This is a genomic window from Segatella maculosa DSM 19339 = JCM 15638, from assembly GCF_000382385.1.
Classification (GTDB): Bacteria; Bacteroidota; Bacteroidia; order Bacteroidales; family Bacteroidaceae; genus Prevotella; species Prevotella maculosa.
On record NZ_KB908320.1, the window covers coordinates 49,855 to 68,080 of the forward strand.

General features: G+C 45.0%; 15 protein-coding genes and 2 tRNA genes. 13 read left to right on the forward strand and 4 right to left on the reverse strand.

What is annotated here, in order from left to right; translation table 11 throughout:
- Nucleotides 1-2: 2 nt before the first annotated feature.
- From H164_RS0102240 to hemW, 4 genes are all read right to left on the reverse strand, one after another.
- Entirely contained in the window at nt 3-2,231 is a 2,229-nt protein-coding gene (locus H164_RS0102240; RefSeq protein WP_019967112.1) for an alpha-N-acetylglucosaminidase, read from the reverse strand.
- A 99-nt stretch (nt 2,232-2,330) separates the two neighbouring features.
- Nucleotides 2,331-2,403 (reverse strand) — tRNA-Lys (locus H164_RS0102245).
- A gap of 30 nt (nt 2,404-2,433) precedes the next feature.
- Nucleotides 2,434-2,506, reverse strand: a tRNA-Lys gene (locus H164_RS0102250).
- A 460-nt stretch (nt 2,507-2,966) separates the two neighbouring features.
- Complete coding sequence (gene hemW, locus H164_RS0102255; RefSeq protein WP_025829967.1) at nt 2,967-4,121, reverse strand: radical SAM family heme chaperone HemW; 1,155 nt, start codon at nt 4,119-4,121, stop codon at nt 2,967-2,969.
- Between the two features lie 141 nt (nt 4,122-4,262).
- On the opposite strand from hemW, the gene H164_RS0102260 reads away from it, so the two are divergent.
- The 13 genes from H164_RS0102260 to H164_RS0102330 all read left to right on the forward strand — a co-directional run bounded on the left by H164_RS0102260 (nt 4,263) and on the right by H164_RS0102330 (nt 18,071).
- Nucleotides 4,263-6,425 carry an elongation factor G gene (locus H164_RS0102260; RefSeq protein WP_019967114.1) on the forward strand — a complete coding sequence of 721 codons (2,163 nt, stop codon included), beginning with the start codon at nt 4,263-4,265 and terminating at the stop codon, nt 6,423-6,425.
- 168 nt (nt 6,426-6,593) lie between these two features.
- Nucleotides 6,594-8,156: a sensor histidine kinase gene (locus tag H164_RS0102265; protein WP_019967115.1), complete on the forward strand. Its 1,563-nt coding sequence runs from the start codon at nt 6,594-6,596 to the stop codon at nt 8,154-8,156.
- A gap of 44 nt (nt 8,157-8,200) precedes the next feature.
- A complete protein-coding gene (gene rprY / locus H164_RS0102270; RefSeq protein WP_008566723.1) occupies nt 8,201-8,899 on the forward strand; it encodes a response regulator transcription factor RprY in 699 nt (232 codons plus the stop codon).
- Between the two features lie 365 nt (nt 8,900-9,264).
- Nucleotides 9,265-9,609: a 30S ribosomal protein S6 gene (gene rpsF, locus H164_RS0102280; protein WP_019967117.1), complete on the forward strand. Its 345-nt coding sequence runs from the start codon at nt 9,265-9,267 to the stop codon at nt 9,607-9,609.
- A gap of 2 nt (nt 9,610-9,611) precedes the next feature.
- Complete coding sequence (gene rpsR / locus H164_RS0102285; RefSeq protein ID WP_008563797.1) at nt 9,612-9,884, forward strand: 30S ribosomal protein S18; 273 nt, start codon at nt 9,612-9,614, stop codon at nt 9,882-9,884.
- A gap of 19 nt (nt 9,885-9,903) precedes the next feature.
- Nucleotides 9,904-10,413, forward strand: a complete 510-nt coding sequence (gene rplI / locus H164_RS0102290) for a 50S ribosomal protein L9 (RefSeq protein ID WP_019967118.1) — start codon at nt 9,904-9,906, stop codon at nt 10,411-10,413.
- 149 nt (nt 10,414-10,562) lie between these two features.
- Nucleotides 10,563-11,450, forward strand: a complete 888-nt coding sequence (gene fabD / locus H164_RS0102300) for an ACP S-malonyltransferase (protein WP_019967120.1) — start codon at nt 10,563-10,565, stop codon at nt 11,448-11,450.
- The gene (locus H164_RS14350) at nt 11,450-13,588 is read left to right on the forward strand and encodes an alpha-amylase family glycosyl hydrolase (RefSeq protein ID WP_019967121.1); all 2,139 of its coding nucleotides are present in this window, start codon (nt 11,450-11,452) and stop codon (nt 13,586-13,588) included. Before fabD ends, H164_RS14350 begins: the two co-directional genes overlap by 1 nt.
- A 329-nt stretch (nt 13,589-13,917) precedes the next feature.
- Nucleotides 13,918-14,799: a pyridoxal 5'-phosphate synthase lyase subunit PdxS gene (gene pdxS / locus H164_RS0102310; protein ID WP_019967122.1), complete on the forward strand. Its 882-nt coding sequence runs from the start codon at nt 13,918-13,920 to the stop codon at nt 14,797-14,799.
- Nucleotides 14,796-15,365 (forward strand): pyridoxal 5'-phosphate synthase glutaminase subunit PdxT, encoded by a 570-nt coding sequence (gene pdxT / locus H164_RS0102315; protein WP_025829966.1) that lies wholly within the window; start codon nt 14,796-14,798, stop codon nt 15,363-15,365. Before pdxS ends, pdxT begins: the two co-directional genes overlap by 4 nt.
- A gap of 72 nt (nt 15,366-15,437) precedes the next feature.
- A complete protein-coding gene (gene aspS, locus H164_RS0102320; RefSeq protein ID WP_019967124.1) occupies nt 15,438-17,195 on the forward strand; it encodes an aspartate--tRNA ligase in 1,758 nt (585 codons plus the stop codon).
- A 165-nt stretch (nt 17,196-17,360) separates the two neighbouring features.
- The gene (locus H164_RS0102325; protein WP_019967125.1) at nt 17,361-17,654 is read left to right on the forward strand and encodes a winged helix-turn-helix domain-containing protein; all 294 of its coding nucleotides are present in this window, start codon (nt 17,361-17,363) and stop codon (nt 17,652-17,654) included.
- A gap of 75 nt (nt 17,655-17,729) precedes the next feature.
- The gene (locus H164_RS0102330) at nt 17,730-18,071 is read left to right on the forward strand and encodes a hypothetical protein (protein WP_019967126.1); all 342 of its coding nucleotides are present in this window, start codon (nt 17,730-17,732) and stop codon (nt 18,069-18,071) included.
- The last annotated feature ends 155 nt before the right edge of the window (nt 18,072-18,226 follow it).

An 18,226-nucleotide genomic window follows, 5' to 3' on the forward strand; every position in this document is an offset into this window, starting at 1 on the left:
TCTTATTTCAAGAACCGGATTACTTCCTTTGCCATGTCAATGGCGTCGCCTTCGGGCTGACTTCGGTAGGTGTTGTGTTGCAGTGTCCAAGGCTCTTCGATGGCATACCAATCAATCTGCGGGCCTTTTGGCAGGGCCATCTCAAAGAGTTCGTTGGCGGTTTTGTTGGCATTCGCTCCTCCGCCGAGCGCATCTTCGTTGCTTCGCGTGTTGTCTTCCATTTGCTTGGCAAGCGCATACATATAGATTTTCCACCTTTTATAATAGAAGTCTTTCAGAATGCCCTGCCATTCTTTGTGCGCATAGTCTCTTAGTCCGCCGTTATCGGCACAAGTTCTGTTTCCCCATGTCGTTATTTGCACGCGGGCATTCCACTCGTAGAGGTTTTTTTCGGCCTGCGTTGTCCCAAGACTTCTTGCTGCTTCCGTCCAATGTCCCAAGCGAAATTCCTTTCTTGTGCCCAATAACCTGTCTTGCAATAGTATCATATCGAGGAAACGTCTCGCGTCTTTCGCAAAGGCTGCACGGCTGAATCCATTGTAATCGGCGATGGTCTTGAGATATTGCAAACGACCTTGGTCGGCCAGAGCCTGCCGACAGATATCTATTAGGTCGTATTCAAAGTTGTTGTTGCCTTTGTAACGACTGGAAACGCTTGTCATGAGTCGGGCTGCTTCCAAGGTAGCTTGCGGGTCGTAATAGTTTCTCATCTTAGACCAACTCTTCACCTGAAAGTTATTCAATCCCGGTCTGCCGCAAAATACACTCTCATGTGGACCTTGCTGATTGTTTCCGGCCGGGCAATTGTAAATCGTTTCTGCAAGCAAGAGCCATGCACGCTCGATGGTCTCATCTTTCCTGCCGTATCTTGCCTTCACATAACCTCTGACCCAATCTTCCTTTTTGAATATTTCCGGTCGCCATGGCAGTTCGCTCATGAGTTCAAACATCACGGGATTGTTCTCTGAACCTTCCATCGTAAAGCCGATACCTTTCAGATGTTGTGTATTTGGGCTTCGCTTCTTGGTGCTATAGAAATTGTGAATCAGTTGGTCCATACGTCCATGTAGCCCCACATTTGCCCCGAAGTTCTCAAGCATGCAAAACAACCAATCGTGCTGCTCGTATCCTTTCTCTCGTTTCCACACAGAGGGAATACCGAACATGGGCCTGCATTCAGAAAACAAATCCAATATCAGCAAATCGCCATTCTTCATATCTTGTATCATACGCGGACGTGGGTTTTCTGTCCATCCTTGAATAACCCATGTCGCTTTTGGGTTGATACGTTTCATCGCCTCCAGCATCACGCTTCCCGCTTTGCCATAGTCCAAGGCATCATCGTCGTTGCTTTCATGGAAAGGATCCATGCTATAGTAATTGGCCTTGCCATAAAGTCGTGTCAGTTCGACATAATAAAGGTCGGCAATCCTGTTAAACTGACTGTCGGTAGGTGATAGATTAGCGGGCCGAGTGTAGCCATTCCATTTGCCACCGTCAGTGACATTAAGTCCCAATTTCTCTTTGGCATCATGGGGCATCATACCACAGAAGCCCGGCAACACGGGCTCCATGCCATACTCATGCATTCTTTGAAGAATCTTCTTCTGTAGCGTTTCCTGTTGTTTATACCAAGAATCGGGCAGCGGACCGCCCCAACCTTCAAGGTTGTTCATCTCCCACCATGCGAGGAATGCAGGCCCTGCGATGAACTTTCCGATTTCTTTCTTGGTGTAACCCAGCTTCAATAGCATGTTACGCCACGCCACCTCTTCGCCCACAATGGCCAAGGGGAGATTGACACCATGCAGTGCCATCCAGTCAATCTCTGTTTGCCAGCGTTCCCAATTCCAAAAGGCCATGGAGTAGGAGAAGGTACAATAATTGAAATCATACCTCAACTTCAAGTCGGTTTCGTGTCGTTCTGTTTGGGTTACTTGCGGCAGACGTTCCGGAAGGTTTGCAGTCATGTTGTTCCAAGTCAAGTGTATGCCGGCATGATATTTCAGATACCAATTCAGTCCGGTGGCAATATTCACCCACGTGTTACCTTTTATGACGACTTTATTTCCCTCTTGCGAAAGTTCAAAGAAGTCTGTCGGGCTTTTAATCAATTGGGTCTTGAATTTCTTGCTTGCTCCTCTTTCAATACGCTCCAGCAGGTTCTCTACCGGGTTAGCTGATATAACGACGCTCGTCAGGCAAAATAATGCGATGATAAAGTTTCTCATGTCATTCACTTTTATTTGCAAAGGTAGGCAATTTAATTAATTTCTTATGGCCATTTTCGTTATAAAGCAAAAAAGAGAGATAAATTCTATCTCTCTTTGTACACCCTTAGGGATTCGAACCCTAGACCCACTGATTAAGAGTCAGTTGCTCTACCAACTGAGCTAAGGGTGCAAATGCAATATTTCCGGTAATCTTCAAATGTACACCCTTAGGGATTCGAACCCTAGACCCACTGATTAAGAGTCAGTTGCTCTACCAACTGAGCTAAGGGTGCATTTGTTTCACCTCGGATATTGCTTTCCGAATTGCGTGTGCAAAGGTACATTCTTTTCATTAAACAGCCAAACAAAAGCGCTCTTTTTTTGAAAAAAACACGGACAATCTGTCATCTGTTTTACAGTTTCACCCATTTTACAACCCAATCTCAGCCATTTTGTGACTCAATCTCAGCCATTTTGTGGCCTAATATGGCTGACTTTGCAAGCTAAAATGGTTGAGATTGGATTGTAAAATAAAACACCTTTGTGGGAGGAATGAATTTCTTTGTGGGAGAAAATGCTACAGTTCACTATATCGTTTGGCTGATACGGCCAACCGCATGAAAGGTGTAGGAACTCACGGCTCATACGTCTGTTCAAATAAACATGTGTAATATATCTTCAATTCATCTTGGACAGGCAAACGAACCGTGTGTCCCTATTTATCAATCTCAGCGATATGGTAAGACAGGTTGCTTAGATTTCAATATAAATCAGGTCACTCATGATGTCGTCAGCAGTGAAAAGACCTTTTCTTGTGAGCGAAAGGTGATGATTTTTAATTTGCATATAGCCGGAATTCAAATGTGGTCGTGCCTCATGAAGCATATAATCATGGTATTTCCTTCCATATTGTTTTAGAAGATTGGTCAAGTTGATTCCTTCACGCGTTCTGAGTGTTGTCGTGACCAAGTCGTCATAGCGCGTATTCAAGTCCAAATACTCGGACTCTCGCGGCAGTTTGTCGTTTTGAATACTGTCGATGTAGGCGTTGATATCGCTGATATTCCAGCTGCGCGTGCTTTTGTTATAACTGTGGGCAGAGGCTCCTACGCCCATATATGGGATTTCATGCCAGTAGTTGCTGTTGTGTATGCTTCGGTAACCGGGTCGTGCGAAATTGCTGATTTCATAGTGTTCGTACCCAACATTCGCGAGTGTGTCTATCAGACTATCATACATCGCCAAATCAGTTTCCTCACTTATCGCTTTTATCTTTCTCTGTTTTAACAAGTGAAAGAGTGGTGTGCCCTCTTCATAGGTCAGGCTATATGCAGAGATGTGTTCAACATTGAGGCTGATAGCCTCGTGTAAATCGGATTGCCACGCTTCAAGTGTCTCTTCGGGAAACCCGAATATCAAATCTATGCTTATATTCTTGATGCCTGCATCTCGTAAGTTTTGCACGGCATGCAATATATCTTCGCGGTTATGCCGACGTTTAAGAAAACTAAGACGGTCGTCGTCGAAAGTCTGTACGCCCACGCTTACACGGTTGATGGGCAGGTTTTTGAGGGTGATAGCATAAGCGGTCGTCACATCATCGGGGTTACATTCAATCGTTACTTCCTGTAAATCCAAGTGTTTCGACCACACTTTGGAAATGCATGCAAACAATTGTGACAATTGCTTTTCTGTAAGTAAACTGGGAGTACCCCCACCCAAATAGATGGTTTTGATTTTATGGTCGGAGTGGATGCAATCTTTTGCAAGCTCGGCTTGGCGTAACTTCATTTCATGACAGAGTGCATCCACATATTGTTGTTGGAGCATTTGTTGTGTTGTGCTATAGAAATTGCAATATATACAACGGCTCGCACAAAATGGTATATGTATATACAGACCTGACATGTACTCTTTTTCCATACAAAATTACTAATTTTCCTAAAATATTTTTGGTTGTTCTCTCTTTTTTTTCTATCTTAGAGGCCAATAATGATACGTGAGTCATTATCAACCATGAATGATTACTAACACTTTAAATCTTTTGATATGAGAGTTTATCAAACGAATGAAATTAAGAACATCGCACTGCTTGGCAGTGCGGGCAGCGGCAAGACAACGCTTGCCGAGAGTATGCTTTTTGAAGCGGGAGTCATTAAACGTCGCGGAAGTGTGGAAAACAAGAACACCGTAAGCGATTATTTCCCGGTAGAGTTGGAATATGGCTACTCGGTATTCCCAACAGTTTTTCATGTCGAGTGGAACAATAAGAAGCTTAATATTATAGATTGTCCGGGAAGTGACGACTTTGTCGGCGGTGCCATTACATCTTTAAATGTGACTGACGAGGCTGTTATTCTTATTAACGGGCAATATGGACCAGAGGTTGGGACACAGAATTTCTTTCGGTATACGGAGAAACTAAATAAACCTGTTATTTTCTTAATCAACCAGCTTGATAGTGACAAGTGTGATTTCGATGCTATCATTTCTACCATGCGGGATATCTACGGTCCGAAGTGTGTTCAAATACAGTATCCATTACAAACAGGAGCCGGATTTAATGCTTTGATTGACGTACTCATGATGAAGAAATATTCATGGAAGCCTGAAGGTGGTGCGCCAATCATTGAAGATATTCCGGCAGAAGAAATGGATAAGGCCATGGCACTTCATAAAGCTTTGGTCGAGGCGGCAGCAGAGAACGATGAAACTTTGATGGAAAAATTCTTTGAATCGGAGTCTCTGACAGAAGATGAGATGCGAGAAGGCATTCGAAAAGGGCTTGTCACACGCAGTATATTCCCGGTCTTTTGTGTCTGTGCGGGGAAAGATATGGGTGTACAGCGTTTAATGGAATTCTTAGGCAATGTAGTTCCATTTGTTAACGAGATGCCGAAGCTGCATAATACGCGCGGCGAAGAAGTCGCTCCCGAGGTTTCTGGTCCGACGAGTTTATATTTCTTTAAAACCGGAATGGAGCCTCATATCGGTGAAGTTAGTTATTTCAAGGTGATGAGCGGAAGCGTAAAGCCCGGCGATGACCTGACGAATGCCGATCGTGGAAGCCGCGAACGGATGGGACAAATTTATGCTTGTGCCGGTGCTAATCGTATTGCAGTTGATAAGCTGAACGCTGGTGATATTGGGTGTACTGTTAAGTTGAAAGACGTAAAGACTGGCAATACCTTAAACGGGAAAGATTGTGATTGGCGATTTAATTTTATCAAATATCCTAATTCGAAATATAGCAGGGCCATCAAGGCAGTCAATTCGCAAGATACAGAAAAACTGATGGCTGCGATAGTAAAAATGCGCCAGGAAGACCCAACATGGGTTTTAGAACAAAGCAAAGAATTGCGTCAGATTATTGTCCATGGTCAGGGAGAGTTCCATTTGAGGACCTTGAAGTGGCGTCTGGAGAACAATGAAAAACTTCAAGTAAAATATGAAGAACCAAGGATACCTTATCGTGAAACGATAACCAAGAAAGCAAAAGCCGAGTATCGACACAAGAAACAGAGTGGTGGTGCCGGACAATTTGGCGAGGTTCACCTCATCATTGAGCCGTATGCAGAGGGAATGCCAGATCCTACGATTTATAATTTCAACGGACAGGAATTCAAAGTAAACATCAAGGGCAAGGAAGTTGTAGATTTGGAATGGGGCGGTAAGCTTGTTTTCATTAACTCTGTGGTTGGTGGAGCCATCGATGTCCGCTTTATGCCTGCTATATTAAAAGGTGTGATGGATTGCATGGAACATGGTCCGTTGACAGGGAGTTATGCTCGTGATGTTCGTGTGGTTGTCTATGATGGCAAGATGCACCCGGTTGACAGCAATGAGCTTTCGTTTATGTTGGCTGCACGCCATGCTTTCGCTGATGCTTTCCGTAATGCCGGACCAAAGATTTTGGAACCCATATACGACTTGGAGGTCTATGTTCCAGCAGACTTCATGGGAGATGTCATGAGTGATTTGCAAGGTCGGAGAGCCTTAATTATGGGTATGGATGCAGAGGCCGGTTATCAAAAACTCCAAGCCAAGATACCTTTGAAGGAACTGAGTAATTACAGTATCTCTTTAAGTTCATTAACGGGAGGACGTGCTTCGTTCACGACAAAATTTGCAAGTTATGAGCTTGTTCCTGCGGAGCTTCAGACAGCTTTGATAAACGAACATGCAACGGAACTATCAAAAGACGACGAATAATTTACGCTAATCATGTAATGGAAAAGAGACGGAATAATAATTTCTGTCTCTTTTTTTAGTGCTACATTCTGATTTATAGATATATTAATTCGTTAAATTCATTGAATAATCTATATTTATTTAACATTATGATGTTAATGAATTAAGAATTGATATACCTTTGTCTGCATGAAGCAAAGAACAATATGGACAATAGCCATCATCATGGGGCTTTCGTTTATGGGGCTGTTATTCCTGCAATTGAGTTATATTCAGGAAATGGCTGAGATGAAAAAAGAGCAATTTGACGAATCTGTTAATCGTGCGCTCTATCAGGCTTCGCGTAATCTTGAATTAAATGAAACGTTACGATATTTAGAAAAAGACGTCAAGGAGACCGAACGTCGTTCTTTTATACGGGATTCTGTTGGAACAAGGTCAGGGCAACTCAATGATGGTACCATACAGCAAAGTCATCAGTATTCTACGATAGGTAAAGATGGAACTATCTATTCTTCATTCGAACTTAAGACAATTTCTACAAAACCATCGGCAATGCCCAAGGGAATGATTCTAAAAACAGACAAGAATTCGATATCAGAGGCTTCGAAGTCATTGCAGGAGATTATCAAGAATCGTTATGTCTATCAAAAGGCTCTGTTGGACGAAGTTGTTTATTCTATTCTTTATTCAGCTTCAGACAAGCCTTTGAAAGAAAGAATAAACTTCAAACTACTTGATCAAGACCTCAAGGCGGAATTGATGAATAATGGGATTAATATATCTTATCACTTCACGGTTTCAACTCAAGACGGCAGAGAGGTCTACCGCTGCCCAGATTATTCTGATGAAGGAGAAGAGTTTACTTATTCACAAGTTTTATTCAGGAATGATCCCCAATCTAAGATGGGTGTTGTAAAGATTCATTTCCCGGATATGAATGCATATATCTTTTCTAGCGTTCGTTTTATGATACCAAGTATTATATTTACGTTGGTATTGTTAGTCACGTTTATCTTTACAATTGTAATTATATTCCGTTCAAAGCGTTATAGTGAAATTAAGAATGACTTTATTAATAATATGACGCACGAGTTGAAAACACCGATTGCAAGTATATCGTTGGCTGCTCAGATGCTGAATGATAAAAGTGTTACCAAGAGCGAGACGATGATGACCCATTTGGGAGGTGTCATCAATGATGAAAGTAGGCGATTGCGTTTTTTGGTAGAAAAGGTATTACAAATGAGTATGTACGATCGAAAAAAGGCTGTATTGAAAAAACGCGAGATAGATATCAATGAAATGGTTGAAGGCATTAGTAATTCCTTTACATTGCGTGTGGAGCATACGGGAGGAAATGTGTATACGGATATAGAGGCAGTTGATTCTAAGATATATGTGGATGAAATGCATTTCCAGAATGTAATTTTTAATCTGTTGGACAATGCAGTGAAATATAAGAAGCCAGACCTGCCATTGAATGTTTATTTGAAGACATGGAATGAGGGGAAGAAAGTTTGTATATCGATAAAAGACACGGGACTTGGTATTAAAAAGGATAATTTGAAAAAAATCTTCGATAAGTTTTATCGTGTACATACTGGAAATGTACATGATGTCAAGGGGTTTGGCTTAGGGTTGGCTTATGTGAAGAAAATGGTTGATTTGCACGATGGAGAAATCTATGTAGACAGCGAATATGGAAACGGGACGACTTTCACGATAAAATTACCATTTATAGAACAATAAAAATCGAGTTATAAAATAGAATATTAACTTTAAAAATAAAAATTATGGAAGAAAAACTGAAAATCCTTTTGTGTGAAGATGATGAAAATTTAGGTATGCTTCTTCGTGAATATTTGCAGGCGAAAGGCTTTGCGGCAACGCTTTGCCCTGATGGAGAAGTGGGGTACAGGGAGTTCCTAAAGAATAAGTTTGATATTTGCGTGCTTGATGTGATGATGCCAAAGAAAGACGGCTTTACTTTGGCACAGGAAATTCGGCAGGCTAATGCCGAAATACCAATTATTTTCTTAACAGCAAAAACGCTGAAAGACGATATTCTCGAGGGCTTTAAGATTGGTGCAGATGACTATATCACTAAGCCTTTCTCTATGGAAGAACTTGTATTCCGTATTGAGGCAATCCTACGTCGTGTTCGGGGAAAGAAGAATAAGGAGAGTACACTCTATCATATCGGTGAGTTTACTTTTGATACACAGAAGCAGTTGTTGTCGATAGGGGAGAAGCAGACCAAGTTGACAACTAAGGAGAACGAGTTGCTTGCCTTGTTATGCTCCCATGCAAACGAAATATTGCAGCGCGATTTTGCCTTAAAGACAATTTGGATTGATGATAACTATTTCAATGCTCGTTCTATGGATGTTTATATCACGAAATTGCGTAAACATCTGAAAGATGATCCGCAGATTGAGATTATCAATATTCATGGTAAAGGATATAAGTTGATAACTCCGGAGGAAGAGTAAAAGAAGTCTTAATAGTTGTTTTGGCACTTATCATTTACGATGTATCCTATAATACCTATAATGATAAGTGCCAAACCTATTAGATGCGGAAAGTTGTGCTTGCCGATATCCAATAAATGTGTTACCAATAAAATAATCACACCTATATATATAATAGGTAGGCCCATATAGTGGGCAGCTTTCTTAATCATATTAGAATTCTGTCTTCTCATATTTCGAAGTTTATCACAAAAGTACGAAAATATTTGTTTATATCATCAAAAAGCAGTATTTTTGCACCGCATTTCAAAAGAGAGAGTCTTGAACTCTGCTGTTTGGAGTGTAATTACTATTTTAATAATAATTATTTTTCAATTTTATTTAGTATGAATCAATACGAAACCGTTTTCATTTTGACTCCCGTTTTGTCTGATGATCAGATGAAGGAAACGGTCGCTAAATTCAGAAAACTTCTTACCGATAACGGTGCAGAGATTCTGAATGAAGAGGCTTGGGGACTGAAAAAGATGGCTTACGCTATCGAAAAGAAATCGACAGGCTTCTACTGTTTGGTTGAGTTCAAGGGTGAGCCATCCATCGTTAACACGCTCGAAACAGGCTATCGCCGTGATGAGAAAGTTATTCGTTACATGACAGTACGTCTTGACAAGTATGCTGTAGAGTATGCTGAAAAGCGTAGAAACAAACTTGGTAAAAAAGAGGAGGCTTAATTATGGCAGAGCAGAAAAAATCAGAAATCCGTTATTTGACAGCTCCTTCAATTGATACTCGCAGGAAGAAGTATTGTCGTTTCAAGAAAAGTGGGATTAAGTATATAGATTACAAAGATCCTGAATTCTTGAAGAAGTTTTTGAATGAACAAGGCAAGATTTTGCCTCGCCGTATCACAGGTACCTCTTTGAAGTATCAGCGCCGCGTGGCACAGGCTATAAAGCGTGCCCGCCAGATTGCACTGCTTCCATACGTAACCGATTTGATGAAGTAATTAAGGAGGAATTAGCAATATGGAAATCATACTGAAAGAAGATATTATCGGACTTGGATACAAGAATGATATTGTGAATGTAAAGAATGGTTACGGTCGTAACTATCTGATACCGAAAGGTAAGGGTGTTATTGCTTCTCCTTCTGCGAAGAAAGTGCTTGCAGAAAACTTGAAGCAGCAGACTCATAAGCTGGCAATGCTTAAGGCTGAAGCAGAAAAGAAAGGTGCTGCATTGGATGGCATTACACTCACGATTACGGCAAAGGTTAGTGCTACTGGTGCTCTTTATGGTTCTGTAAATTCAGCTATTGTTGCAGAGGAACTTGCAAAGAAAGGTATAGAGGTAGATCGCAAGATTATTACCATGCACGATATCAAGAAGGTTGGTGAGTTCGAGGCAACTGTTCACTTCCACAAGGAAGTGGAAGTTAAGGTTCCTGTGACTGTCATTGCAGAGAATGCGCCAGTCGAAGCTCCTGCAGTTGAGGCTCCCAAAGTTGAAGAAGAAGTTACTCCTGCGGCAGAATGATCATAGTACATTAATGATTGCAGTGTAAAGCAAATCTATATAAATCCCGATAACTACTTGTTGGTTCTCGGGATTTTTTATTTTATATGCGTCGTTCTGCATTTTTTTTTGTATTTTTGCAAGCAAATGAATTTTAATTAGAAAAAACAATGAAAGCATTTGTATTCCCAGGGCAAGGTGCCCAGTTTGTCGGTATGGGCAAAGACCTATATGAAAATAATGCTCTTGCAAAGGAGCTTTTTGATAAGGCTGATGAAATTCTCGGCTTTAAGATTACTGATATCATGTTTGCCGGAACAGATGAACAGTTGAAAGAGACCAAAGTGACGCAACCGGCCGTGTTCCTTCATAGTGTCATTCAAGCACTATGCCTTGGCGAAGCTTTCAATCCGGATATGGTCGCAGGCCATTCATTGGGAGAGTTTTCTGCGCTTGTAGCTTCCGGAGCGTTGAGTTTTGAAGATGGTCTGAAGCTCGTGGCAGCCCGTGCAAATGCAATGCAGAAAGCTTGCGAGGCAAATCCCGGAACGATGGCAGCCATTATCGGTTTGTCGGATGAAAAAGTTGAAGAAGTATGTGCATCGGTATCCACCGATAATAATATTGTTGTGGCAGCAAATTACAATTGTCCGGGTCAGTTGGTTATTTCGGGCAATATCGACGCTGTTAATAAGGCTTGTGAGAAGATGAAAGAAGCTGGTGCGAAGCGTGCACTCCCGTTGAAGGTCGGTGGGGCTTTCCACTCTCCGCTGATGCAGCCGGCCAAGGATGAATTGCAGGCAGCCATAGAAAAAACGACTTTCAGGATGCCGAAATGTCCTGTCTATCAGAATGTCGATGCCAAAGCACATACAGACGCTGCTGAAATCAAGAGCAATCTGATAGCGCAACTTACAAGTTCTGTCCGTTGGACGGCAAGTGTTCAGACCATGATTGCTGCCGGTGCCAACGATTTCACCGAATGCGGTCCGGGAACGGCATTGCAGGGAATGATTGGTAGAATAGACAAGAGTGTTAGTGCTCACGGCATTGCATAATGAAAGACAAGATAGTAATATATCAAGTGTTACCCAGACTTTTCGGCAATCGTAATGAGACTCTCATCGAGTCCGGCACGATTGCCGAAAATGGTTGTGGCAAGTTCTCCGCCTTTGATGACAAAACGCTGAAGGAACTCCACGACATGGGTATCACGCATGTATGGTATACCGGAGTCATACGTCATGCCACGCAGACGGATTATTCTGCTTATGGGATTCCAAAGCAGCATCCTGAAATCGTGAAGGGAAAGGCGGGCTCTCCCTATGCCATCACGGATTATTATGACGTAGATCCGGATTTGGCCGACAAGGTTTCGGAACGCATGGCGGAATGGGAGCAATTGATAGAAAGAACCCATGTGGCAGGAATGAAGGTTGTCTTGGATTTTGTGCCCAATCATGTTGCACGCGAATACCGGTCAGTCTGCAAACCAACGGGAGTGCGCGATTTGGGGGAGGACGACGACACGGCCTTGCATTTCTCGCCACGCAATGACTTTTATTATTGCTGGGGCGAACCGCTTGACCTCAGTGCGATTGCATCGGGCACAAGTTACGAAGAAACACCGGCCAAGGCTACGGGCAATGACCATTTCGATGCGCACCCCGGAATAAACGACTGGTATGAAACCGTGAAGTTGAATTACGGCGTTGATTACTGCAATACCGATGGCAGAAGTTATCACTTCGACCCGATACCGAGCGCATGGCGCAAGATGACGGACATACTTCTGTTCTGGGCCGCGAAGGGTATCGATGCTTTCAGATGCGACATGGCAGAGATGGTGCCCGTAGAGTTTTGGGACTACGCCACCAATAAGGTGAGAAAGCGTTTTCCACACATACTTTTTATCGGCGAAGTTTATAACACCTCGCTCTATCGCACCTATATCGCCAACGGCTTTGACTATCTCTACGACAAGGTGGGCATGTATGACTGCATGCGTGGCGTCATTAGTGGCATGCGCGGCGCGCACGAGATTACCCGCGAGTGGCAGGCCACCGACGACATTCACGAGCACATGCTCTACTTTCTCGAGAACCACGACGAGCAGCGCATTGCGAGCGATTTCTTTGCCGGTGCTGGGCGCAAGGCTATTCCTGCGGCAGCCATTGCAATTCTGCTGCGCACCAATCCTTTTATGCTCTACAGTGGGCAGGAGTTCGGCGAAAGGGGAATGGACTGTGAAGGTTTCAGCGGTCGTGACGGTCGGACGTCAATCTTCGACTATTGGTCGGTCTCAACGCTGCGGCGCGCTTTTACAGACAAGCAGTTGTTGTCCGACGAAGAAAAGGCACTGGCCGAGGCGTATCGGCGACTCTTGCGGATAGCCCATCGCGAGGCTGCAATCTACGACGGCGAGTTCTTCGACCTAACTTACGCCAACCCCTCTCGACAGGATTTCAATCCTGACAAAGAGTATGCTTTCTTGCGGAAGAAAGACGACGTAATCGTGCTGGTCGTGGCGAACTTTGCGGAGCACGACAAGACTTCGGACATCATTATCCCTGCACACGCTTTCGATTTTTGGAAAATTCCCGAAGCGAACTTTGTGGCTCGCGAGCTCTTGTCAGGCAAACTGACGACGTTCGCTTTGATGAGAGACGCCTCCGTGCGCGTAGTGGTTCCGGCCTACGGCTGTGGTATTTTTAAATTCAATCTGAAGATGAAAGATTACGTGTTCAATGAGCATCATAAGGACGAGTTCCCGCCGGCCCACACGGCAGAGCACCTGCTCAACCGACTGATGATGCAGATGTTTGGCTGCGAGAGGAGCCGCAATGCGCATATCGAGCGGAAGAAGAGCAAGATGAGCTACACGCTTGAGCGTAAGCCGACGCGCCAAGAAGAAAAGGAAATCGAGCGGCGCATGAACGAACTCATAGAGCAAGACCTACCCGTCAGCTACGAGCTTGTTGACAGAGCGCATGTTCCCGAAGGAATCGATCTTGACCGACTACCCGACGACGCCTCGGAGATGTTGCGGCTCGTTCGCATTGGCGACTTCGACATCTGTCCGTGCTTGGGCAGGCATGTGCGGTCGACGGCGCAAATCGGGCGTTTCGAGTTGTTGGGGACGAACTGGGACGAGATGAAGCATACATTCCGAATACGTTTCAAGGTGGTGCAATAGTGTACCGCCTGCGTTTCGAAGTGGGTTATTTTGATTGGAAAGTAAAGTTTTTTCGCATTCTTTTCGCACCAAAAAAATGCTTCTATAACTCATTGATAATCAACTCTTTGTAGAGAGCCAAAATTCCCTTATAAGAGAATTTAAATTGTCTTATAGGGGAATTTAAATTCTCTTATAAGGGAATTTGAAAAGAATACGCAGGGAATTTGAAGTTGCTTCTATATTGTAAAAAATTAATCATAATGCTTTTTGAACGTGGAGCACCGAGGGCTAATTCCGGAAGCGGGAAAAGGGCGTTGAAATAAAAATCAAAAATAAAAAGAGGAATTATGAAAAAAACAGAGAATCGACAAGAGTTGAACCGTAACCTTGCACAGATGCTGAAGGGCGGTGTCATCATGGACGTGACAACGCCCGAACAGGCAAAGATTGCCGAGGCGGCCGGTGCTTGCGCCGTGATGGCTTTGGAGAGAATCCCTGCCGACATTCGCGCGGCAGGTGGTGTGTCAAGAATGAGCGACCCGCGAATGATCAAGGGCATACAGGAGGCCGTGACCATTCCCGTCATGGCCAAATGCCGTATCGGGCACTTTGCCGAGGCACAGATACTGCAGGCCATCGACATCGATTACATCGACGAGAGTGAGGTGCTTTCGCCGGCCGACGACGTTTACCACATCGACAAGACCCAGTTCAGCGTGCCTTTTGTCTGCGGGGCCAAGAATTTGGGCGAGGCGCTGCGCAGGATTGCCGAGGGTGCGACGATGATCCGCACGAAAGGTGAGCCGGGGACGGGCGATGTAGTACAGGCCGTCACCCACATGCGCATGATGCAGAGCGAAATCCGTCGCTTGGTCGGTATGAGTGAAGATGAACTCTTCGAGGCTGCCAAGCAACTGCAAGCGCCTTATGACTTGGTAAAATATGTCCACGATAACGGCCGGCTTCCGGTAGTGAACTTTGCTGCGGGCGGTGTGGCCACGCCAGCCGATGCTGCACTGATGATGCAGTTGGGCGCTGAGGGCGTCTTCGTAGGCAGCGGCATCTTCAAGAGTGGAAATCCGGCTAAGCGGGCTGCGGCCATCGTGCAGGCCGTGACGAACTATCAAGATGCCAAGCGACTTGCCGAACTTAGCGAAGATCTTGGCGAAGCGATGGTGGGTATCAACGAGAGTGAGATACAACTCCTCATGGCCGAAAGGGGAAAATGAACATAGCGGTATTGGCTTTGCAGGGAGCGTTTGCCGAACATCGGCAGATGCTCCAGCGCATGGGTGTAGACAGCTTTGAAGTGCGCCAAGCATCGGATTGGTGTCGACCCAAGGACGGGCTGATTATTCCCGGCGGAGAGAGTACGGTGCAGTTGAAACTGCTCTGCGATTTGGACTTGCTTGAGCCTGTGCGAGAAGCCATTGCGGGCGGGCTGCCCGTCTTCGGCACCTGCGCCGGTTTGATTTTGTTGGCCAAGCAGGTAGAGGGCGAGGCGCATATGCGCATTTCTACGATGGACATCGTGGTCAGGCGTAACGCCTATGGCAGGCAGTCGGGCAGCTTTTTTGTCAAGGACCGCTTTGCCGGGAAGCCTATCCCGATGACTTTTATCCGCGCACCTTATATATATAAAGTGGGCGATGGGGTAGAGGTGCTGGCCGAAGTCGGCGGAAAGATTGTCGCCGCACGTGAAGGTTCGCAGCTTGTAACGGCTTTCCACCCCGAATTGACGAGCGATGCGACGGTGCATTCTTATTTCATGCAGCTGGTGAAGCGTGCCCTTTGATTTTGTTTGCATATTCAATATTATTTTGTAACTTTGCACGTCAGAAAACAGAACATTTAACACATACATACGATGTATAGAACGAACACATGTGGGGAGCTTCGTCTCTCAGATACCGGCAAGGAGGTTATCTTGGCTGGTTGGGTGCAGCGAACGCGAAAGATGGGAGGCATGACGTTTGTCGACCTGCGCGACCGCTACGGCATCACGCAGCTTGTCTTCAACGAAGCCGACGACAAAACGCTCTGCGACGAGGCTAACAGGCTCGGGCGCGAATATTGCATTCAGGTCAAGGGCATGGTGAGCGAGCGTGAGAGCAAGAACCCGAAGATAGCAACGGGCGACATCGAACTTCTTGCTAAGGAATTAAACGTGCTGTCGCCCGCTTTGACGCCTCCTTTCACCATCGAAGACAATACCGACGGCGGCGATGACATTCGAATGAAGTATCGCTATCTTGATTTGCGCCGCACCGCCGTCCGCAAGAATATGGAATTGCGTCACCGCATGACCATTATTATCCGCAACTTTCTCGACAGTCAGAACTTTATAGAGGTGGAAACGCCGCTTCTGATTGGCAGTACGCCCGAAGGAGCACGCGACTTCGTTGTGCCGAGTCGCATGAATCCCGGACAGTTCTACGCTTTGCCGCAGAGTCCACAGACCTTAAAGCAGTTGCTGATGGTGGCAGGCTTCGACCGTTACTTCCAGATTGCGAAGTGTTTCCGCGACGAAGACCTGCGTGCTGACAGACAACCAGAGTTCACGCAGATTGACTGCGAGATGAGTTTTGTCGATCAAGACGATGTCATCAATCTGTTTGAGGAACTATGTCGCCGGTTGTTCAAAGAAATCCGAGGGGTTGAACTTCCAAAGTTAGAGCAAATGACTTGGCACGAGGCCATGAAACGTTTCGGAAGTGACAAGCCCGACTTGCGTTTTGGCATGGAGTTCGTGGAATTGAAGGCTGCTTTCGCGGGCAAGGGAAGCTTCTCTGTGTTCGACGATGCAGCCTATATCGGCGGTATCTGCGTGCCGGGCTGTGCTGGCTACAGCCGTAAACAACTCGACGAGCTGACCGACTTCGTTAAGCGGCCGCAGGTAGGGGCCAAAGGGTTGGTTTATATCAAGTATAATGCTGACGGAACAGTTAAAAGTTCCATCGACAAGTTCTATAGCGAGGCCGAACTGAAGGAAATCAAGGCGGTCATGGGTGCGAATGACGGCGATTTGGTGCTGATTCTTAGCGGAGATAATGCCAATAAGACCCGCATTCAACTTTGTTCGCTTCGCTTGGAGATGGGCGACCGTCTTGGTCTGCGCGATAAGAATGTCTTCAAATGCCTTTGGATTGTCGATTTCCCATTGTTCGAATGGAGCGAAGAGGAACAGCGACTCATGGCTACTCACCATCCATTTACGATGCCTAATCCCGACGATGTACCGCTGCTCGATGCGCATCCCGAGCAGGTGCGTGCCAAGGCCTACGACTTTGTTTGTAACGGCATCGAGGTAGGCGGAGGCTCGTTGCGTATTCACGACACGCAGTTGCAAGAGCGCATGTTCGAAGTACTTGGCTTTACGAAAGAGCGTGCCGAGGCCCAGTTCGGCTTCCTGATGAATGCGTTTAAATATGGTGCACCGCCCCATGCAGGTCTTGCGTTCGGGCTTGACCGCTTTGTGAGCATTTTGGCCGGATTGGACTCTATCCGCGACTGCATTGCGTTCCCCAAGAACAACAGTGGGCGCGATGTCATGCTCGATGCCCCCGGAGAATTGGACGTAAAGCAGCTCGAAGAACTTCAGATAAAGCTCGACCTCAAGGCTTGAAACAATTGATGTAAATCAAGAAAATAATACAACAATGTGCTAATTTGTAACTTTTCTTCTGCCATTCTGCACGAATTAAAAAAATATAAGTAATTTTGTATCGTCAAATTAAGGGTCAAACACGTTGACCATAACCTTGATAAAATTAATTTAGTTTGTTAGTTTATGGCAGAAAAGAAAGTAACAACGGCTGCAACAGCAAAGAAAGCTGTGACGAAGAAAGCCACTGCACCCAAGAAGGCTGCAACGAAAGATGCTGGGTTGTTTATCAATGCAGAGAGTGTGGGCTTCCGTGCCGGCGATGTTTATCAGGCATTGGCAGCAGCAGAGAAAGCACTGTCTGTCGCAGAGATTGCAAAGGCTGCAAAAATCAGCGCAGAAGAAGTTTATCTTGGCATTGGCTGGCTCTTCAAAGAGGGCAAAGTTAAAGGTGAGAACAAATTGATTGCACTGGCATAATATTCGGATTGAAGAATATTTGCTAAAGAGAGGGGAGCTGACAACACGTTCAGTTCCCTTCTTTTATCATTGGCAATGTTGACTTATAATAAAGAAATACTGAGGATATTGATAGAGGCAGGCAACGAGGGATTGTCTGTCAAGAAAGTTGCACGCCATGTACACAATGCGTGTAACACGTTCTTTGCGACAGTCAGCTTTGAAGATGTCTATAATTATGTATCGTTTTATTTGAAAAGTAATTCAAAGAGTCGAGGGTCTATCATAGAAAGAGCCGGAACACGTGGGGTCTATCGTATCAATCTTGACAGTAAAGACTCACAGCAGTTGATGTTACAGTTTCAGGAAAACGATGAGACAGAGCCTACTGCCAAGGTAGTCACCGACCAATCACTTGAGTTATTTGGTGATGTGTGAATGTTTTTGATTTGGTTCTTTCCTAAGTTAAATTACCATGTGCCGGTTTCTTCAATGTGAACCTTACTTATGTCGCCTTGCAATATGGCTCATTTCACCGTGCGAAATGGCTGATATTACCGCACGAAATGGCTGATATTACGCGTCAATATGAC

Coding starts and splice junctions, on each gene's coding strand:
- rpsF (WP_019967117.1), top strand. CDS start 9,265: ATGAATCAATACGAAACCGTTTTCATTTTGACTCCCGTTTTGTCTGAT.
- rpsR (WP_008563797.1), top strand. CDS start 9,612: ATGGCAGAGCAGAAAAAATCAGAAATCCGTTATTTGACAGCTCCTTCA.
- H164_RS0102325 (WP_019967125.1), top strand. CDS start 17,361: ATGGCAGAAAAGAAAGTAACAACGGCTGCAACAGCAAAGAAAGCTGTG.
- pdxS (WP_019967122.1), top strand. CDS start 13,918: ATGAAAAAAACAGAGAATCGACAAGAGTTGAACCGTAACCTTGCACAG.
- H164_RS0102265 (WP_019967115.1), top strand. CDS start 6,594: ATGAAGCAAAGAACAATATGGACAATAGCCATCATCATGGGGCTTTCG.
- pdxT (WP_025829966.1), top strand. CDS start 14,796: ATGAACATAGCGGTATTGGCTTTGCAGGGAGCGTTTGCCGAACATCGG.
- H164_RS14350 (WP_019967121.1), top strand. CDS start 11,450: ATGAAAGACAAGATAGTAATATATCAAGTGTTACCCAGACTTTTCGGC.
- H164_RS0102240 (WP_019967112.1), bottom strand. CDS start 2,231: ATGAGAAACTTTATCATCGCATTATTTTGCCTGACGAGCGTCGTTATA.
- fabD (WP_019967120.1), top strand. CDS start 10,563: ATGAAAGCATTTGTATTCCCAGGGCAAGGTGCCCAGTTTGTCGGTATG.
- hemW (WP_025829967.1), bottom strand. CDS start 4,121: ATGTCAGGTCTGTATATACATATACCATTTTGTGCGAGCCGTTGTATA.
- rprY (WP_008566723.1), top strand. CDS start 8,201: ATGGAAGAAAAACTGAAAATCCTTTTGTGTGAAGATGATGAAAATTTA.
- aspS (WP_019967124.1), top strand. CDS start 15,438: ATGTATAGAACGAACACATGTGGGGAGCTTCGTCTCTCAGATACCGGC.
- H164_RS0102260 (WP_019967114.1), top strand. CDS start 4,263: ATGAGAGTTTATCAAACGAATGAAATTAAGAACATCGCACTGCTTGGC.
- rplI (WP_019967118.1), top strand. CDS start 9,904: ATGGAAATCATACTGAAAGAAGATATTATCGGACTTGGATACAAGAAT.
- H164_RS0102330 (WP_019967126.1), top strand. CDS start 17,730: ATGTTGACTTATAATAAAGAAATACTGAGGATATTGATAGAGGCAGGC.